The organism is Coprococcus sp. AF99-45, from assembly GCF_027663865.1.
In the GTDB taxonomy this organism is placed as follows: Bacteria; Bacillota; Clostridia; order Lachnospirales; family Lachnospiraceae; genus Allocoprococcus; species Allocoprococcus comes.
The window spans coordinates 88,998-106,170 of the sequence record NZ_JAQDGZ010000001.1 but is presented as its reverse complement, the minus strand read 5'-3'; the positions used below and the strand labels follow the sequence as shown (position 1 = coordinate 106,170).

Genomic DNA, 17,173 nt, shown 5'->3' with positions numbered 1-17,173 from the left:
GCCTGAAAAAGCTCCCCTTTTTCTTTTATTATTTTACGATGATCGTCTCCACAGTATTCACTGCTTCTGCAAACAGTTCATCAATCTTTTCACTTAAGTTTTCTTCTGATTTGCGGATCACTTCTACATTCGGTTTGGTTACCGGATGTTTTGCCACGAAGATCGTACAACAATCTTCGTATGGAAGAATGGAAGTCTCATAGGTTCCGATCTTCTCTGAAATATCTACGATCTCCTGCTTGTCAAATCCGATCAGCGGCCGATATACCGGCAATGTACATACATCGTTGGTTGCCATCAGGCTCTGCATGGTCTGGCTTGCCACCTGTCCGATACTTTCACCAGTAATAAGTCCCAGGCATCCGTCTTCTTTTGCAAAATGCTCTGCAATCCGCATCATATAACGGCGCATGATGATCGTCAGTTCATCATGTGGGCATTTTTCATAGATATAAAGCTGGATATCGGTAAAGTTGACTACATGCAGCTTGATCGGTCCTGTATATTTGGAAACCTGCTTTGCAAGATCCACTACCTTCTGTTTGGCCCTCTCGCTGGTGTACGGCGGTGCATGGAAATAGGTTGCCTCCAGTCCGACGCCACGTTTGGAGATCATATAACCTGCAACCGGACTGTCGATTCCACCGGAAAGCAGAAGCATCGCGGTTCCATTGGTCCCGATCGGCATACCGCCAGGTCCCGGAATGATCTCGGAATAGATATAAATCTCTTCTCTTACCTCTACATGAAGCAGTACATCCGGGTGGTGTACATCTACCCGGATTTCCGGGAATGCATACAGAATAGCTTCTCCGAGGTCATAATTGATCTCCATTGATTTCTTCGGATAGGTTTTCTTTGCACGACGGGACTCTACCTTAAATGTGATATTCTTATCCGGATAAACCTCATCCATGTATGCGATCACATCTTTTTTCAGTTCTTCAAATCCTTTATCCTCTACACGGACAACCGGACAGATCCCTACAATTCCGAATACTCTTTTCAGAGCTTCTACCACTTCATCTCCGTCATAATCTCCGTCACAGTCCACATAAACTCTTCCCTGTGCTTTATAAGTATGGAATAATCCATCCAGGTCCTTTAATGAATGCTTGATCTGTCTTACCAGCGCATCCTCGAACATATAGCGGTTCTTTCCTTTGATTCCGATTTCTCCATATTTTATCAAATAAGTCTGAAACTTCATTCTTTCCTCCTAATGGCGTGTGTACTTTCTAAGCATCGGTACACAATTATATAATGTTTCCAGCGTATAGTCAATTTCTTCTTCTGTAGTAAATTCTGACATACTGAATCTGAGCGTTGCGTCCAGATATTCTTTTCCGGCTCCGATTCCCTTTAGCACTCCGCTGATCGCCGGATGGTTGGATGCACATGCCGAACCGGATGATACATAAATTCCCTTCTCTTCCAGTGTATGAAGAAGAACCTCACTCCGGATTCCTGCAAATCCCACACTGATGATATGTGGTGCACTTGTTTCATCATAAAGTCCGTGGATCACAGTATGATCGATTTTCTGTACCCCTTCGATAAAGTGCTGTTTCAAGGCACGCATATGTGCCACCTTTTCATCCAGGTCTGTGTAAATCGTCTTTGCTGCCAGCCCGATTCCTGCAATCCCCGGTACATTTTCTGTTCCGGAACGCATGTTTTTCTGCTGCTCGCCTCCGAAAATGATCGGTTTTACTTTTGCTTTTTCATTGATATAGATAAAACCGATTCCCTTCGGTCCATGGATCTTATGTCCGCTTACAGAAAGCATATCGATTCCCATCTTTTTCGGGTAAATCTTATATTTTCCAAATCCCTGTACTGCATCCACATGGAACAGGATATTTTTATTATAAGCCTTTACGATCGCAGATGCTTCTGCAATCGGCTGAACCGATCCCACTTCGTTATTCACATACATGACCGATACCAGGATCGTCTCGTCACAGAGCGCTTCCTTTAACGCATCCAGGCGGATCCGTCCATACTCATCAACCGGAAGATAGGTCACACGATAGCCCTCCTCCTCTTCCAGGTAACGCATGGTATTGAGAATTGCCGGATGTTCAATTGAACTGGTGATCAGATGCTTGCCGGCACGGTGATTGGCACGTGCACCTCCGATCAATGCAAGGTTGTCACTTTCTGTTCCACCGGATGTGAAATAAAGTTCCTTTTCCTGCACCTTCAGAATTTTTGCAAGTGTCTCCTTCGCCTCACGGACATACGCTTCTGCATCCACACCTTTTTTATGCATGGAGGATGGATTGCCGTAATCCTCACACATCACTTTTCCGACTATATCCCGAACACACTCATAGGCTCTCGTTGTTGCTGAATTATCCAGATAAACTTCCATTTTTCTTTGTCTCCCAAACACTTCTTCTCTTTATCTTATGCAGTTCTTTGCCTGCCGGTCTACTGTTCCAGTTCAAACATCAGTACAGCAAGCGTTGCAAGTCCGGCTGTCTCTGTCCGCAGGATCCGCCTGCCCAGGGTGATGACCTTCGCCCCCATACTGACTGCTGCATCAACTTCTTCCGGTTCAAATCCACCCTCTGGTCCGATAAAAATCCCAACAGACTGTCCACTTTTAATCTGGCGGATCACTTCTCTTGTCACTTCCATACCACCTGCAAGTTCATACGGAAGCAACGTCACATCAAGCTCTTCTGCCATTTTCAGTGCTTCTTTATAAGAAAGCGGCATGGTAACTTCCGGGATCCGGCTTCTTCCGGCCTGCTTTGCCGCACTTTCTGCGATGGAATTCCAACGGTCTGCTTTTTTCGCTGCTTTCTTATCATCCAGACGAACAACAGAACGCTTCATCGCTACAGGAATCACCTGATACACGCCAAGCTCCACCGCTTTTTGTACGATCAGCTCCATCTTGTCGCTTTTAGGAAGCCCCTGGAAAAGATACAGCTTTGACGCCGGTTCCGTGTCCGCTTCCATCTCTTCCAGAATATGCAGAACCGCCACATCTTCTTCATAGGCTTCCACCTCGCACAGATAGGTTCTGCTTTCTCCGTCACTGATTTCAGCCTTTTCATGCAGCTTCATCCGGAGCACATTCTTCATATGATTAACATCTCCGCCTTCAATCCGGATCTTATCTCCGGAGATCTGCTGTGGTGTTACAAAAAAATGATGCATCTTTTCTGATCCTCTCTGCCTACGCTTTCGTTTCTTTTCTCGCTGTTACAGATACCCATTCTCCCTGATGATGAACCTCCAGGACCGTGAGTCCTGCTGCCTCTACCGCTGCTTTTACCGTCTCCTCCTTGTCTTCGATGATACCACTTGTCACGTAGATACCACCATCTTTTAACTGGTTCACGATCACCGGTGTCAGCGGCACCAGTACGTCTGCAAGAATATTCGCCACAACGATATCATAGCATCCATAACCAACTTTATCCTGGACCTCCTTATCATCAATGATATTTCCGATCATTACTTCGTATTTATCCTTTGAAATACCGTTGACTTCCATATTTTCATAGGTTGCATCAATCGCACACGGATCCAGGTCTGTTCCTACAGAATACTTTGCACCGAACATCAACGCCAGCATTCCAAGAATTCCACTTCCGCATCCTACATCCAGAATTCTGGTGTCCTCTGTCACATATTTGCGGAGCTGACGGATGCAGAGCTGTGTGGTCTCATGCATTCCCGTTCCGAATGCAGTTCCCGGATCGATATGCACGATCATCTTGCCTTCATCTTCCGGCTTTACTTCTTCCCAGGACGGAATGATCAGGATATCATCCACATAGAACTGGTGAAAATATTTTTTCCAGTTATTGACCCAGTCCACATCCTCTGTCTGGGATTCTTCTATCGTTCCTTCACCTACTTCCACATAGGCACGCATATCTTCCAGTTCATTTTTCACAGCTTCCAGAAGACTTTCTTTATCTTCATCTTCTTCCAGATAGAAACTGATATATGCGATGCCGTCATTGATTCCTGTCTCCGGAAGGATATCAACAAACATCTGCTCTTTTTCCGCCTGTGTCATCGGAATCTTATCCTCAATCTCGATTCCCTGTACACCAAGGTCCATCAGCATACTACTGACAATGTCTTCTGCCTCGGTTGTTGTCTTTAATCTGAATTTATTCCACTTCATATTGGTTCTCCTTTTATTGTTGTCCAAGCAAATAATCAATAAACTGCTGTGCAGTACGTCCGCTTAATCCACCATGGCTCAATTCCCATTTGTTTGCCTCCAGAAGAAGCTTTTCCTCTTCCATCTCGACACCGTAACGATCTGCAAGCGTGGTGACAATCTTCTGGAATTCTTTTTTATCCGGTTTTCCAAAATAAATGGTCACGCCGAATCTTGCTACCAGCGAAAGTTTCTCCTGTACGGTATCATTGGTATGCAGTTCTTCATCTCTGTCAGCTTTATCTTTGAATGTCTCACGTACCAGATGTCTTCTGTTGGAAGTTGCATAGATCAGGATATTATCCGGTTTCTTCTCCAGACCGCCTTCGATCACCGCTTTCAGATATTTGTACTCAATCTCGAATTCTTCAAAAGAAAGATCATCCATATAAATAATAAATTTGTAATTCCGGTTCTTGATCTGTGCGATCACATCATTCAGGTCTTTGAACTGATGCTTGTACACTTCGATCATACGAAGTCCCTGGTCATAATACTGGTTCAGGATTGCCTTGATCGAAGAAGATTTACCGGTTCCGGCATCACCAAAAAGCAGACAGTTATTAGCTTTTTTACCCTTTACAAATGCCTCGGTATTATCGATCAGTTTCTTCTTGGCAATGTCATAGCCCACCAGATCGTCCAGATGGACGTGTGCGATCTTGGTGATCGGCACGATCTGTGCTCCTTCTTCCGTATGCTCAATACGGAATGCCTTGTGAAGTCCGAAAGTTCCCACTCCAAATTCTTTGTAGAACTGGGTTACAGTTGTCTTAAATTCTTCTGCATCATCTGTCTGCGCAAGAGCTTTGCTTAAGTCGCAGATCCGGTCGCGAATCCTCTTGTTAAATACATGTCCCTTGGCATTGACCGGATGATAGTCCTCAATCAGTTCCAGGCTGTCTGTACCGAGCTTTTCACCCATCTCTTTCAGATCATATTCGAACAGTTCTTTGAAAATCTTAAAATCATGAAGGGCTGCTTTATTGACGCTTCCCTCTACCTCTCCTACCACTTCACAGGCTGTGCTGTAAGCATTCTCACTGTTGGCAAGCAGGAACGTCAGGAAGGTATGCCAGAGGTTCCCCTCGAATCCATAGTTTGCAGCCAGCTCGATCAGCTCATTTAAATTTTCGAAAAGAAGGCTCTTCAAATCCTCTTTGTTGTAATAATCATTATCTGCATTGTCGATCAGAAATGTCATGTCCCGAAGCAGATCTTCATGTTCCATATAACGATATAATATCAGTTCATTTGTTCTCATAGCCGTGTCCTCTCTTTTTCAGTCTAATAATTTCCAAGGATTTTCAGATTCAGTGCTTCTTCCCTCAGTCCACGGATCGCATTTTTCACTGCGGCATCTGCCAGATTTCCTTCAAAGTCCACAAAGAAACGATATTCCCAGCTTTTTCCTTCTACCGGCCGGGATTCGATCTTTGTCATGTTCAGGTCATTGTAAATAAAATGGGAAAGCAGATGGTACAACGATCCACTCTCATGCGGTATTTCAAAGCAAATACTGATCTTGGATGCATTTTTCAGGAATACCTTCTGGTTTGTGACAATGATAAATCTTGTACTGTTGTCAGATTCGTCATTGATCTCTCTTGCCAGGATATCCAGTCCGTAAAGCTCTGCTGCATATTCGTTGCAGACAGCTGCCTGCGTGGTATCCTGGTCTTCCATCATCTTCTTGGCCGCCATAGAAGTATTGGCAACACTGATCTGCTGCCAGGTTCCGTGTTCATCCAGGAAATGGGATGTCTGCATCAGTCCTTGTGGATGTGAATACACTCTTTCAATGCTGGAAAGTGTAGTTCCTTTCACTCCGGCAAGCATATGCTTAATCGGAAGGACCGTCTCTCCTACAATGTAATTTTCAAATTCCACCAGAAGGTCATACACCTGTGTCACCGGACCTGCGGAAGAATTTTCAATTGGAAGGACTGCATAATCTGCGCTTCCCTCTTCAATTGCTTCCATTGCATCACGGAATGACGGTACATGGAAGTTTTTCACATTTTTCCCAAAATATTTTAACATAGCTGCCTGGTTGTTGGCTCCTTCCACTCCCTGGAAGACCACACGTGCACCATCAAGATCCAGCTGATCCAGTCCGATAAAGGGAAGTCTTCCCAGAACTCCTTCCTCAGAAAGACGCTGGTACTGCAGCTTTCTGCTCATGCTCATCAGCTGTTCAAAAAGCTCCCGGATCCCTTTTTTGTTAAAATCTGTGGACACCTTTTCTGCTACTGCTGCCAGTTTCTCGTTCTCTCTTGTCTTATCAAATACCTTTCGTCCGTTCTTTATCTTATATTCTGCAACTCCTTCGCAGACCTTCATACGTCTCTCATAAAGCGTGGTGATCTGGTCATCGATCACATCCAGCTCTTTTCTCATCTCTTCCAGACTCTGCATTGTCCCACTCCTTATCGTTTTATCCTTATGTCTTCTTACGCTGACGTTACTAATTTTTCATTATAATATATTTTTTCTGTAAAATCTACATTTCTTCGCAAACCCGATCAGAAAAAACATGTAAAACTTTGTTGAAATAACCATGTTTTTGTTATATTATAGATAAAGAATATATGAACCCGCACATATTCTGCGGTTATTTTTAAGGAGGTTTCTTATGAGACATTTAATGAGTCCTTTAGATTTTTCTGTGGAAGAGCTCGACCAGCTTATGGATCTTGCAGGTGATATCGAAGCTCATCCGGAAAAATATGCACACGCCTGCGCAGGCAAAAAGCTTGCCACTTTATTCTATGAGCCAAGTACCCGTACCCGACTGAGTCATGAAGCAGCAATGATGAATCTCGGTGGTAATGTACTTGGCTTTTCTTCGGCAGCTTCCAGCTCTGCTACCAAAGGGGAAAGCGTAGCAGATACGATCCGTATGGTTTCCTGCTATGCAGATATCTGTGCGATCAGACATCCAAAAGAAGGTGCACCGATGGTTGCAGCGCAGTACTCTTCAATCCCGGTGATCAACGCAGGTGATGGCGGACATCAGCATCCTACACAGACACTGACTGACCTTTTAACCATCCGTTCTTTAAAAGGACGTCTGAATAATCTGAAGATCGGACTCTGTGGAGATCTCAAATTCGGTCGTACCGTACATTCTCTGATCAATGCCCTGGTGCGTTATGAGAACATCGAGTTTGTACTTATTTCACCGGAGGAACTCCGTCTGCCAGGTTATGTACGCAAAGACGTACTGGATAAGAAAAATATCCCATATACAGAAGTAGAACGCCTGGAGGATGCCCTTCCGGATCTCGATATCCTTTATATGACACGTGTTCAGAAGGAACGTTTCTTCAACGAGGAAGATTATATCCGTATGAAAGATTTCTACATCCTGGACAAAGAGAAAATGGAACTTGCACCAAAAGATATGCTGGTTCTCCATCCACTTCCGCGTGTCAACGAAATTTCTGTTGAAGTTGATGATGATCCAAGAGCTGTTTATTTCAAGCAGGTACAGTATGGTGTCTATATCCGTATGGCACTGATCCTGACACTTTTGGATATTCATGTAGATTAAGGGAGGCGAAAGACATGGTTGAAAATACACTGAACATTGGGAAAATTTCAGAGGGCTTCGTACTGGATCACATCAAAGCAGGAAAAAGCATGGATATCTACAAATATCTGAAACTTGATCAGCTTGACTGCTGCGTAGCCATCATCAAGAATGCCAAAAGTAACAAGATGGGTAAAAAGGACATCATCAAGATTGAATGCCCGATCGATATCATTGATCTGGATATCCTTGGTTTTATCGATCATAATATCACGGTAAACATTATCGAAGATTCCAAGATTGTTGAGAAAAAAGAACTGAAACTGCCATCTGAAATCAAGAATGTGATCAGATGCCACAATCCGAGATGTATTACTTCAATTGAACAGGGACTGGATCATGTGTTTGTACTGACTGATCCGGAGAACGAAGTGTATAGATGTAAATACTGTGAAGAGAAATACAACAGAAAGCGGGGCTAGCGTCGGCTTGTTGGACTAGGCGGACAGGTGCCACGCAAAGGACGCATGAAAAAAGAAAATTTTTTCATGCGTCCTTTATTTTTTGTCTCCTTCGTACAGTAAGAAAGGAGATCTTGGTATTGCTCGTCCTGTTTTCTGCAGTATGTTTGTCCGGCACAGCATACAGTGGATATTGACAGAATGCAGTCATAGGCTTGCAGGGACAAAGCACATCATCACTGCGGATCTTCCTATTTTCTTCAGTCCTGACATATCCAACTCATACACATTCCAACAAGCAGGATCAGCGCAATACTTAATAACATAAAAAATACCTCCTATAGACGCAGAAAAACAAAAGCGAATATGTCTTCGAAACTTCTGGTATTTGTCCATAAAAATCTTTCTCTTGATTTAAAACAAATCCAGCATATTATCCAGATACAATTCCTCTCTTACATGCAGCTGATATTCCGGCTTTGTCATATAATACAGCAGAAATTCCAGGATCAGCGCACTTCCAAGTCCCCTGCCTTCGATCTTAAAATTTGTAAATCCCATCGGCAAATAGATATTTTTGATATCATCTACACTGATAAATCCCGGATTTGTCATTGCTTTTGAAAAACGATAGCCTTCCTTTGCATTTGGCGCAGTACACCGGTGTTCCTCTCCATCTTCTCCGAGATTCTTCCGGCTCACATCCTCATAACAGGCTTTCCGGTCCCTGCAGCCGAACCAACAACACTCATTACACAGGAATTCGACTTTATCCTTCTGACCTTCTGATAATGTATTCCATTTATCCAACATCTTATTCAGACGGAAATCCGGCACGACATATTGAAAATCTTCTCTCTGGATTTCCCGCAGACACTCCTGAAATTCGGTCAACACTTTCGTGGTAGATGAAACCAGATAGAACCCCGGATACTTCTTTTTCAGATAATCCACCAGCAGCTCTGAATGCACGATCACACCGTTTTTCACACCTGTGCTTTTCTCAAATAACTGACAAAGCATATTGCATCTCTGATCCGCAAGGTGCTCTTTCCTGAGCAGAGAATTACTAAAGGTCAGACGGGCAGAAATCCCGTACTTCTGCATAAGTGCAAGCACTTCTTCCGTCTCTGCTTCTCCTGCTTCCACACGTCCTCCGCCCCACAGGCAGTCTTCCGGGGCTCCATAAATGGAACCAATCTCACACCAGTCATAGAAATACTCCCTGTGTGTATAAAACAGCGGCAAAAAAAGTCTGTACAGTTCATAAAATTCAAACAAGCCCGGAAGATGGTAATATGCTACATTTCCTCTTTCCAGACTTTGAAAACAATCATTCCTCATTTGACACTCCTACATAACTTTAATCCTCCTAAAACTACCATATTTTCCAAACGATTGTCAAACGGATTATCACGTTTTTTTATTTTTCATTCCACTCAAAAAATCATTCACACAATACTACAATATCATAAAAATTAAAGTTTTTTAAATGGCACCGCAACAAAAAAAGAATCTATATCCTTCATGAATATGAATACAGATTCTTTTCAAAATTTCTCAATTAAAAATAAAAAAGCAAGCAAAACGATAAGCCGGGTTATGTCGTGGACGTTCATCTATCCAGTTCTGCTGTTGCCAGCAGACTCAAGCGACCAACCTGAAGCATGACGGGCCGCCATACCACTTCTTTTCGGTCTTGCTTCGGATGGGGTTTACATATGCCCTGTGTGTTACCACCCAGGCGGTAGTCTCTTACACTGCCCTTCCAACCTTACCTGCATCTGCAGGCGGTATATTTCTGTTGCACTATCCTTAGAGTCACCTCTACCGGACGTTATCCGGCATCCTGCCCTGTGAAGCCCGGACTTTCCTCGTCTGCGGCCTTTCGGCACCTGCATCCGCGAACGTCTGTCTTACTTGCCTTAGATACTTTATCACATTTTTTTATCAGTGTAAAGGATTTCTTCTACACTCCCGGATCAACCTGCAGCTCATTTCCGTCTGCGGCCGTTGTCGCAAGAGTATCACAACGTTCATTCTGCGGGTGTCCATCATGCCCTTTTACCCAATTGAAGTTCACCTGGTGCGGCTTTTTCGCTTCCAGAAGACGCTTCCACAGGTCGGTATTCTTGACCGGCTCATTCTTCCCACGCTTCCAGCCCTTTTTGATCCATCCCTCAATCCAGTGCTGATTGAATGCATTGACCACATATTGGGAATCAGAATAAAGCTCTACCTCGCAAGGTCTGTTGAGCGCTTCCAGCCCCCGGATGACAGCCATCAGCTCCATCCGGTTATTGGTTGTCCGCACATAGCCGCCGGAAAGCTCTTTAACGTGAAGTTCTCCCTTCGGGTCTACATATTCCAGAACGACTCCATAACCGCCCGGTCCGTCCGGATTACCTCTTGCCGCTCCATCTGTATAAATACTGACTTTCATAAATTGTCTCCTTATAGTTCAAATACCTGTCCCTTTTCCCGGACCCGCATGATCTTCTCCCGGTATGGTTCTGATACTTCCATTCCGATAAGCCGGTCCTGCACCTCGTACTGCTTCCACATATGCATCGGAAATACAATCTTCGTATCCGTATGCCGCATATACCAGTCAAAGCCCCAGTAAAACTGCTCTTCCTGTCTCGGGTCAAGCACGACAAATGCAAGATCGATCTTCTCACCGGCCAGCGTTTCAATCTCCTTTTGATAATCGCCGCGCATCATCCGGTTATACGCATCATCTTCCTCTTCCCAGTGCCACCAGTTCAGATCCCCTGCATGATAAATGATCCTGTCTTCGCATCTTACCAGAAAGGCAACCCCTTCATCGGTTGAGCACAGACTTTTTACCTTTGTATCCCCGACAGTAATCTCATCCCTTTTTCGCATGAAATGTTCCGATTCACGCTGCTCCTTTTTCGCAATTCTGATATCCTTCGGGAAAATATATTCCACATCCGGATACACATCCGCAAGCTTCAGGATCTCTCTGTTAAAATGATCCGGATGGGAATGGCTGGCAAACACCAACAGCTTCTTCGCTGGATCAAACTCCGGCATCGTTCCTTCATAATAGTCAAATAATAGAATATGGGATTCCAGTTCCACCGAAAATCCGCTGTGTCCGATATACGTCACCCTCATCTGTCTGCCTACTCCTCAACATCATCATGTTCACCGGCTGCCGTCTCTGTCGCATAAACAATCTCCGGAAGAACATATTCCAGACACTCTTTAATGATCTTCGGACTTCCCGGAAGATTGACGATCAGGGATTTACCCCGGATACCTGCTGTTCCTCTCGTCAGCATTGCCCTTTTTCTGGTCCGTGTCATAAAAAGACGCATCGACTCTCCGATCCCCGGAATCTCCTTATCGACCACTGCCTTTGTCGCTTCCGGAACACAGTCCTCTTCTCTGCATCCGATCCCACCGATCGTAAGGATCAGATCTGCCATCTGTGCATCCGCGATCTTCGCAAGGATCTTGCGGATAACCTCCCTGTCATTTGGTACCGGCTGTACAAGCTCTGTCTTGAAGCTGACCTGATCGAGCACTCTTCGCACGATTGGCGAACACGTATCATCCTTCTGTTTTCTGTATATCATGGTGTCTGCTGATACAATTGCTACTTTCATAGATGTCCCTCTTTTCTTTTCTCCTCACGTATAGATTTCATGGTATCTTATATGACCATTCATTCCATGAAAATGTATCCCCTAACGTATAGACTTTAGTATAACATACTCTCGGATTGCCATGCAAGTTTCCTGCCGCCAATCGAATTGATTTAAGAAAAATTTTAGATAATGATGCAAACCATACCTCCGTTGCTGTCATTGACGATCTTCTGCATGGTGTCCTGCAGTTTTGCCTGACTCTCATCTCCGATCATGGCGATCTTGTTTCGCACGCCATCCATCACCAGCTCTTCGATCGATTTTCCGAAAATATTGGTTCCCCAGACTCCATCCGGGCTCTTTGCCGCCTCGTTGATATAATTTACCAGATCCTTTGCCTGCTGCTCACTCCCCACGATCGGCGCGATCTCGGTCTCAATGTTAGCTCGGATCATATGGATAGAAGGTGCTTCCGAACGGATCTTTACTCCGTATTTATTGCCCTGCCGGATTACCACTGGATCGTCCAGCCGGATTTCTTCTCTTGTCGCGCTGACTACACCGTAGCCTTTCATTTTAACCGAAGCAAGTGCATCTTTGACACTTTCATATTCTTTCTGGAGCATGGCAAGATTACGCACTGTATGGATCAGATCATATTCCCCGCTGATCTGCGTTCCGGTCAGATCACTTAACATTTCATAATAACAGCCATCTTCCACCTTGATTTCAACCGAGATCTCACCGGTATCCATGGACACACCTGTTACATTTACTGCATTTATGTAGGTACTCTGCTCCGGCTTCCGGATCTCCATCGCATCCCGGATTTCTCCGATTCTGCCCATGACTTCTCTTGCATAAGATACCAGCTCTTCCCGGACCTTGTGATCTGCTGTAAGTATTTCCACCCATTTTGGAAGGAAAAATTTTACTTCTGTGACCGGAAATGCAAAGAGCACATTTTCCATGATCCGGTGGATATCTTCTTCCCGGAGCTGTTCACAGTTGACCGGAAGTGCCGTTACCTGATATTCTTTCTGGATTTCTTCTGCCACGTTTTTTGCCTCTGCGCTGTACGGTTTCCGGGTATTGACCAAGACCACGAACGGCTTGCCAATGCTTTTCAGCTCCTGGATCGTTTTCTTTTCTGCCGCCCGGTAGCTGTTTCTGGGAAGCTCTCCGATACTTCCGTCTGTCGTCACAACAATCCCGATCGTAGAGTGGTCATGGATTACCTTTTTCGTCCCGATTTCTGCCGCCTTTGTAAACGGAATTTCTTTTTCGTTCCACGGCGTTTTCACCAGACGTTCTGCTCCATTTTCCATGTAACCGGCGGCTCCCTCCACCATATAGCCCACACAATCGATCAGACGCACCAGCACACTCACATCCTTTGCGAGCTGGATTTCGGCAGCTTCTTTTGGCACAAATTTCGGCTCCGTTGTCATGATGCTCTTCCCTGACGCAGACTGCGGAAGCTCATCCACCGTCCGCTCTTTTGCATGCTCATCGGTCATTTTCGGCAGCACCAGCACATCCATAAAACGCTTGATAAAGGTTGATTTGCCACTCCGTACCGGTCCTACCACACCCAGATAGATCTCTCCATTCGTCCGGCACTGTATATCCTTGTATAAATCAAATGTATCCATACACTGTCCCCCTTTGATTGCTGATACAGTGTATGCGGGCTTTCCCCTGTTTAGAACAACTATACTGCCAGTTCACTTTTACTTTCTTGCCATCAATTTCAAAATCGGGTATGATAAATGGTAACAAAAAAACGTATTACAGGCACGTAATGCCTTTCATTTATCAGAAAATCCTATTGGGATTTTCTTACAGTCAAAAAAGGAGGTATCCTATGCACGTAGGAAGAAAAGCACAAAAAAGAGAAAAAAAAGCCATGTCTGTCTCCCTGTACGGGAATCTGTTTTTCGTTATCGTTGAGATCGTCATGGCAATCTACACCAGTTCCCAGGCAGTTCTTCTGGACGCAATCTATGACGGAGTCGAGTTCTGCATGCTCCTGCCGTCGCTTTTTCTGATTCCGCTACTTTACAAGCCATCCAATGAAAAGCACCCGTTCGGTTATATGCAGATTGAATCTATGTTTGTCGTTGTCAAGGGCATTACCATGACTGGCGTTACCGTCGGGCTGATCCTGAACAATATCGAAATCATGATCCATGGTGGCAGAAAAGTCGCTTTTGATACCATTGCCTGGTTTGAATTATTTGCATTTTTTCTGGGAATTACCGTATCCATTTATCTCAAATATAAGAATCGTCTGATGGATTCCCCAATGATCACAATGGAAATGGAAGGCTGGGAGATCGACAGTATTGCCTCTTTCGGTATGGCAATTGCCTTCTTTCTTCCGGTTCTGCTGCCTTTTCCATGGTTCAGACCCATAACACCTTATCTTGACCAGATCATTACCGTCACCCTGTCCATCTTTATGCTGCCGACACCGATAAAGACGGTAATAACCGGACTTCGGGATCTGTTCCTGATCCCGCCGGAGGAAGAGACTGTTGATGAAATTAAAGAAACGATCGAACCTGTCCTAAATGCCTATGGTTACAAAAAACTCTACTATGACATTCTCCGTACCGGAAGAAAGCTCTGGATCAGTGTTTACATCACCTTTGACAAAGATCTGGTTTCCATTACCCGGTTTAAGATCGTACAGAATTTCTGTATCCAGGCTCTTGCGAAAAAATATACGGATTTTTATTTTGAACTTCTGCCGGATATTGTGTTTACCACGGATGATGAGGCATTGACCAATCATATCGTAAGCCAGTCGGAAGAAGTGGATCAGAATGCAAAATTTGCAGACTGAATTATCTGATCCTTATTCTTTAAAAATACTCATTTTCCAAGAAAAGCTGCCTTAAACGGCAGCTTTTCCTTTAAATTCTTTGATTGGATTCTTGATAAATTTTATGTACTGCTTTCTCAGCCATTCGATCAGCTTCGTCAGATACCGAAGTACCGGCTCGGTCGCAATAGAGAATATTACAAAAAGCATAATGCATTTTCTGGACATTCCCGTAATCGCAAATAACTGTGGCAGGAAGATACTGCATCCTAACAGTCCGATCACGCATCCGATCCAGACGATCATACGCAGTGCATTCATCGGCTGGCAGATTCGGTAAAGGATCATGAATCCGACAATTGCAAGCAGCATCGTCGCCGCCGTAGAAATATCTTTGGATGCAACTCCGAACGTCTGTCCAAATACAACCAGCGCACCAACCGCAAGTACATCCGTAAGTCCTGCCGGAAGTGCCTTTAAGAACACATTGGTCAGGAAGTGTCCCTTAATGATATCCCGGTTCGGCTGCAGTGCCAGGAAGAATGCCGGAATACCGATCGTATACATGCTGATCAGCGATACCTGGGATGGCTCCAGCGGATAGGTAATCATAAAGACTGCCGAGAAAATTGCAAGCAGGAAGGAAAAAATATTCTTCACCAGGAACAGACTTGCTGAACGCTGAATGTTATTGACAACTCTTCTTCCTTCCAGAACAACCTCCGGCATCCTTGAAAAATCGGATTCCAGAAGTACCACCTGGGACGCCTGGACCGCCGCATCGCTTCCTGATGCCATCGCCACCGAACAGTCTGCATCCTTCAGGGCAAGTACATCATTAACACCATCACCGGTCATAGCGACCGTCATTCCCTGCTTTTTCAGTGCCTGCACAAACTGTCTTTTCTGTTCCGGGATTACCCTTCCGAAGACCGTATATTTGCTCACCGCAAGGGCAATATCTTCTTCGGTCTTTAATGTTCCCGCATCCACGTAATTCTCTGCGCCTTCAATTCCGGCCTGCTTCGCAGTCTCCGATACGGTGATCGGATTATCACCCGAAATAACTTTTATCGCAACACCCTGGTCCGCAAAATATTTGAAAGTCGCAGGCGCTTCTTCCCTGACTTTATTGAGAAGGAGGACATAACCAAGCGGCGTTACCGTTCCAGTCAGCGGCTTACCATCCGGCTCTCCATCATAGCTTCCAAATACCAGTACACGGAACCCCCTGGACGTATACTGTTCTATTCTTCCCTGATACTTTGTATAATCCTCACGCAGGACAAATTCCGGTGCACCAAGCACATATGCCTGATCTTTGAAAATTACTCCGCTGTATTTGACCGTGGAAGAAAAAGGAATCACTTTTTCCGGCACTTTATCTGAATGCTCTGTAAAATGTTCTTGCATCGCATGCATCGTGCTGTTATCCGCGTCCATTCCTTTGACAAAATCGCCGATCATCCGGTTCAGATCCGGCATCTTTTCTTCGTCATAGGCCTTGGCTTTCACCACTTCACTGACACACATACTGTCTTCTGTGATCGTACCTGTCTTGTCAACACAAAGCACATTAACCCGCGCCAGAGTCTCGATACTCTTCATATCATGGAGCAATACCTTTTTCGATGCAAGACGCATTGCACTTACCGCAAGTGCCACGCTTGCAAGAAGATATAATCCTTCCGGGATCATGCCGATCACTGCAGCAACCATGGAGATAATACTCTGCCGGAAGCTGTCGTGATTATAGAAATAACTCTGCACAAACAAAATGATTCCTATCGGAATCAGTGCGATTCCGACCATTTTTACCAGCTTGTCCAGGGAACGGATCATCTCCGACTGTTCCCCCTGCTGCATGGCTTTTGCTTCCAGAGTCAGCTGTGAAATATAGGAATCCGCTCCAACCTTGTCCAGGCGTGCATGACAGCTTCCTGATACCACAAAACTACCTGACATCAGACGGTCTCCACGCTTTTTCGTGATCTCATCAGATTCACCGGTAAGTAAAGATTCATTGACCTGAACCTCGCCAGCCTCAACAACCGCATCTGCACAGATCTGGTTCCCTGCACGAAATACAACAATGTCGTCCACAACCAGCTGATCCGCCTCCAGATTCAGCGATACCCCTCCACGGATTACTTCCGCGTGCGGTGCATTCAGCATGGTCAGCCTATCCAGTACTTTCTTGGAACGGATCTCCTGAATGATCCCGATCAGTGTATTACAGATGATAACCGGCAGGAATGTCAGATTTCGAAAAGAACCTACCAGGCACAGCAGAATCGCCAGAATCAGAAAGATCAGGTTGAAATAGGTAAATATATTATTATGAACAATCTCTTTTGTCGTAAGTCCCGGTGGAGCAACCTCATCATTGGTCCAGCCATTCTCTTCCCTTATCCGGATCTGCTCGGGATTAAGACCTACCCGGTAGTCTGGAACCACACGCTGGATCTCGCCGCGAACGACTTCTTCCTCTTGTGTTTCTTTTTCTTTTTTTCCGAATTTCATACAAAAAAT

Annotated in this window: 15 protein-coding genes and 1 other RNA gene; 3 read left to right on the top strand and 13 right to left on the bottom strand. The window is 44.9% G+C overall.

The genetic code is table 11. The features are described 5' to 3' along the window. Positions 1–28: 28 nt before the first annotated feature. Genes thiI through pheA form a run of 6 tightly spaced genes read right to left on the bottom strand, consistent with a single transcriptional unit; the run spans position 29 to position 6,613 of the window. A complete protein-coding gene (gene thiI / locus PGR14_RS00520) occupies positions 29–1,210 on the bottom strand; it encodes a tRNA uracil 4-sulfurtransferase ThiI (protein WP_008374992.1) in 1,182 nt (393 codons plus the stop codon). Between the two features lie 9 nt (positions 1,211–1,219). Further along, complete coding sequence (locus PGR14_RS00515; RefSeq protein WP_008374989.1) at positions 1,220–2,377, bottom strand: cysteine desulfurase family protein; 1,158 nt, start codon at positions 2,375–2,377, stop codon at positions 1,220–1,222. A gap of 59 nt (positions 2,378–2,436) precedes the next feature. Further along, complete coding sequence (locus tag PGR14_RS00510) at positions 2,437–3,174, bottom strand: 16S rRNA (uracil(1498)-N(3))-methyltransferase (RefSeq protein WP_117823152.1); 738 nt, start codon at positions 3,172–3,174, stop codon at positions 2,437–2,439. A 19-nt stretch (positions 3,175–3,193) separates the two neighbouring features. Then, on the bottom strand, positions 3,194–4,156 hold the full coding sequence (prmA, locus tag PGR14_RS00505) for a 50S ribosomal protein L11 methyltransferase (RefSeq protein WP_211133250.1): 963 nt from the start codon (positions 4,154–4,156) through the stop codon (positions 3,194–3,196). Between the two features lie 13 nt (positions 4,157–4,169). Continuing rightward, a complete protein-coding gene (locus PGR14_RS00500; protein WP_055246896.1) occupies positions 4,170–5,459 on the bottom strand; it encodes an ATP-binding protein in 1,290 nt (429 codons plus the stop codon). A 23-nt stretch (positions 5,460–5,482) separates the two neighbouring features. Further along, the gene (pheA, locus tag PGR14_RS00495; RefSeq protein ID WP_055155638.1) at positions 5,483–6,613 is read right to left on the bottom strand and encodes a prephenate dehydratase; all 1,131 of its coding nucleotides are present in this window, start codon (positions 6,611–6,613) and stop codon (positions 5,483–5,485) included. 217 nt (positions 6,614–6,830) lie between these two features. Here pheA and pyrB point away from each other — a divergent pair, with 217 nt between their 5' ends. Both pyrB and PGR14_RS00485 read left to right on the top strand, forming a co-directional pair. Further along, positions 6,831–7,751 carry an aspartate carbamoyltransferase gene (pyrB, locus tag PGR14_RS00490; RefSeq protein WP_173685709.1) on the top strand — a complete coding sequence of 307 codons (921 nt, stop codon included), beginning with the start codon at positions 6,831–6,833 and terminating at the stop codon, positions 7,749–7,751. A 14-nt stretch (positions 7,752–7,765) separates the two neighbouring features. Continuing rightward, positions 7,766–8,212, top strand: coding sequence for an aspartate carbamoyltransferase regulatory subunit (locus PGR14_RS00485; RefSeq protein WP_008374977.1), 447 nt, complete (start codon positions 7,766–7,768; stop codon positions 8,210–8,212). 393 nt (positions 8,213–8,605) lie between these two features. Here the strand turns inward: PGR14_RS00485 and PGR14_RS00480 are convergent, their stop codons facing one another. From PGR14_RS00480 to spoIVA, 6 genes are all read right to left on the bottom strand, one after another. Then, the gene (locus PGR14_RS00480) at positions 8,606–9,535 is read right to left on the bottom strand and encodes a hypothetical protein (RefSeq protein WP_270222835.1); all 930 of its coding nucleotides are present in this window, start codon (positions 9,533–9,535) and stop codon (positions 8,606–8,608) included. Between the two features lie 231 nt (positions 9,536–9,766). After that, positions 9,767–10,114: RNase P RNA component class A (gene rnpB / locus PGR14_RS00475), an RNA gene on the bottom strand. A gap of 46 nt (positions 10,115–10,160) precedes the next feature. After that, positions 10,161–10,634, bottom strand: a complete 474-nt coding sequence (rnhA, locus tag PGR14_RS00470) for a ribonuclease HI (protein ID WP_008374972.1) — start codon at positions 10,632–10,634, stop codon at positions 10,161–10,163. Between the two features lie 11 nt (positions 10,635–10,645). Then, the gene (locus PGR14_RS00465) at positions 10,646–11,335 is read right to left on the bottom strand and encodes an MBL fold metallo-hydrolase (RefSeq protein WP_055260580.1); all 690 of its coding nucleotides are present in this window, start codon (positions 11,333–11,335) and stop codon (positions 10,646–10,648) included. An 8-nt stretch (positions 11,336–11,343) separates the two neighbouring features. Further along, positions 11,344–11,829, bottom strand: a complete 486-nt coding sequence (locus PGR14_RS00460; RefSeq protein WP_008374969.1) for a MogA/MoaB family molybdenum cofactor biosynthesis protein — start codon at positions 11,827–11,829, stop codon at positions 11,344–11,346. 164 nt (positions 11,830–11,993) lie between these two features. Beyond that, positions 11,994–13,466, bottom strand: a complete 1,473-nt coding sequence (gene spoIVA / locus PGR14_RS00455) for a stage IV sporulation protein A (protein ID WP_270222834.1) — start codon at positions 13,464–13,466, stop codon at positions 11,994–11,996. A gap of 212 nt (positions 13,467–13,678) precedes the next feature. Between spoIVA and PGR14_RS00450 the strand changes: the two genes are divergently transcribed. After that, the gene (locus PGR14_RS00450) at positions 13,679–14,662 is read left to right on the top strand and encodes a cation diffusion facilitator family transporter (protein WP_270222833.1); all 984 of its coding nucleotides are present in this window, start codon (positions 13,679–13,681) and stop codon (positions 14,660–14,662) included. 51 nt (positions 14,663–14,713) lie between these two features. On the opposite strand, the gene PGR14_RS00445 is transcribed toward PGR14_RS00450, so the two are convergent. Continuing rightward, a complete protein-coding gene (locus tag PGR14_RS00445) occupies positions 14,714–17,164 on the bottom strand; it encodes a cation-translocating P-type ATPase (RefSeq protein WP_270222832.1) in 2,451 nt (816 codons plus the stop codon). Between the last annotated feature and the right edge of the window lie 9 nt (positions 17,165–17,173).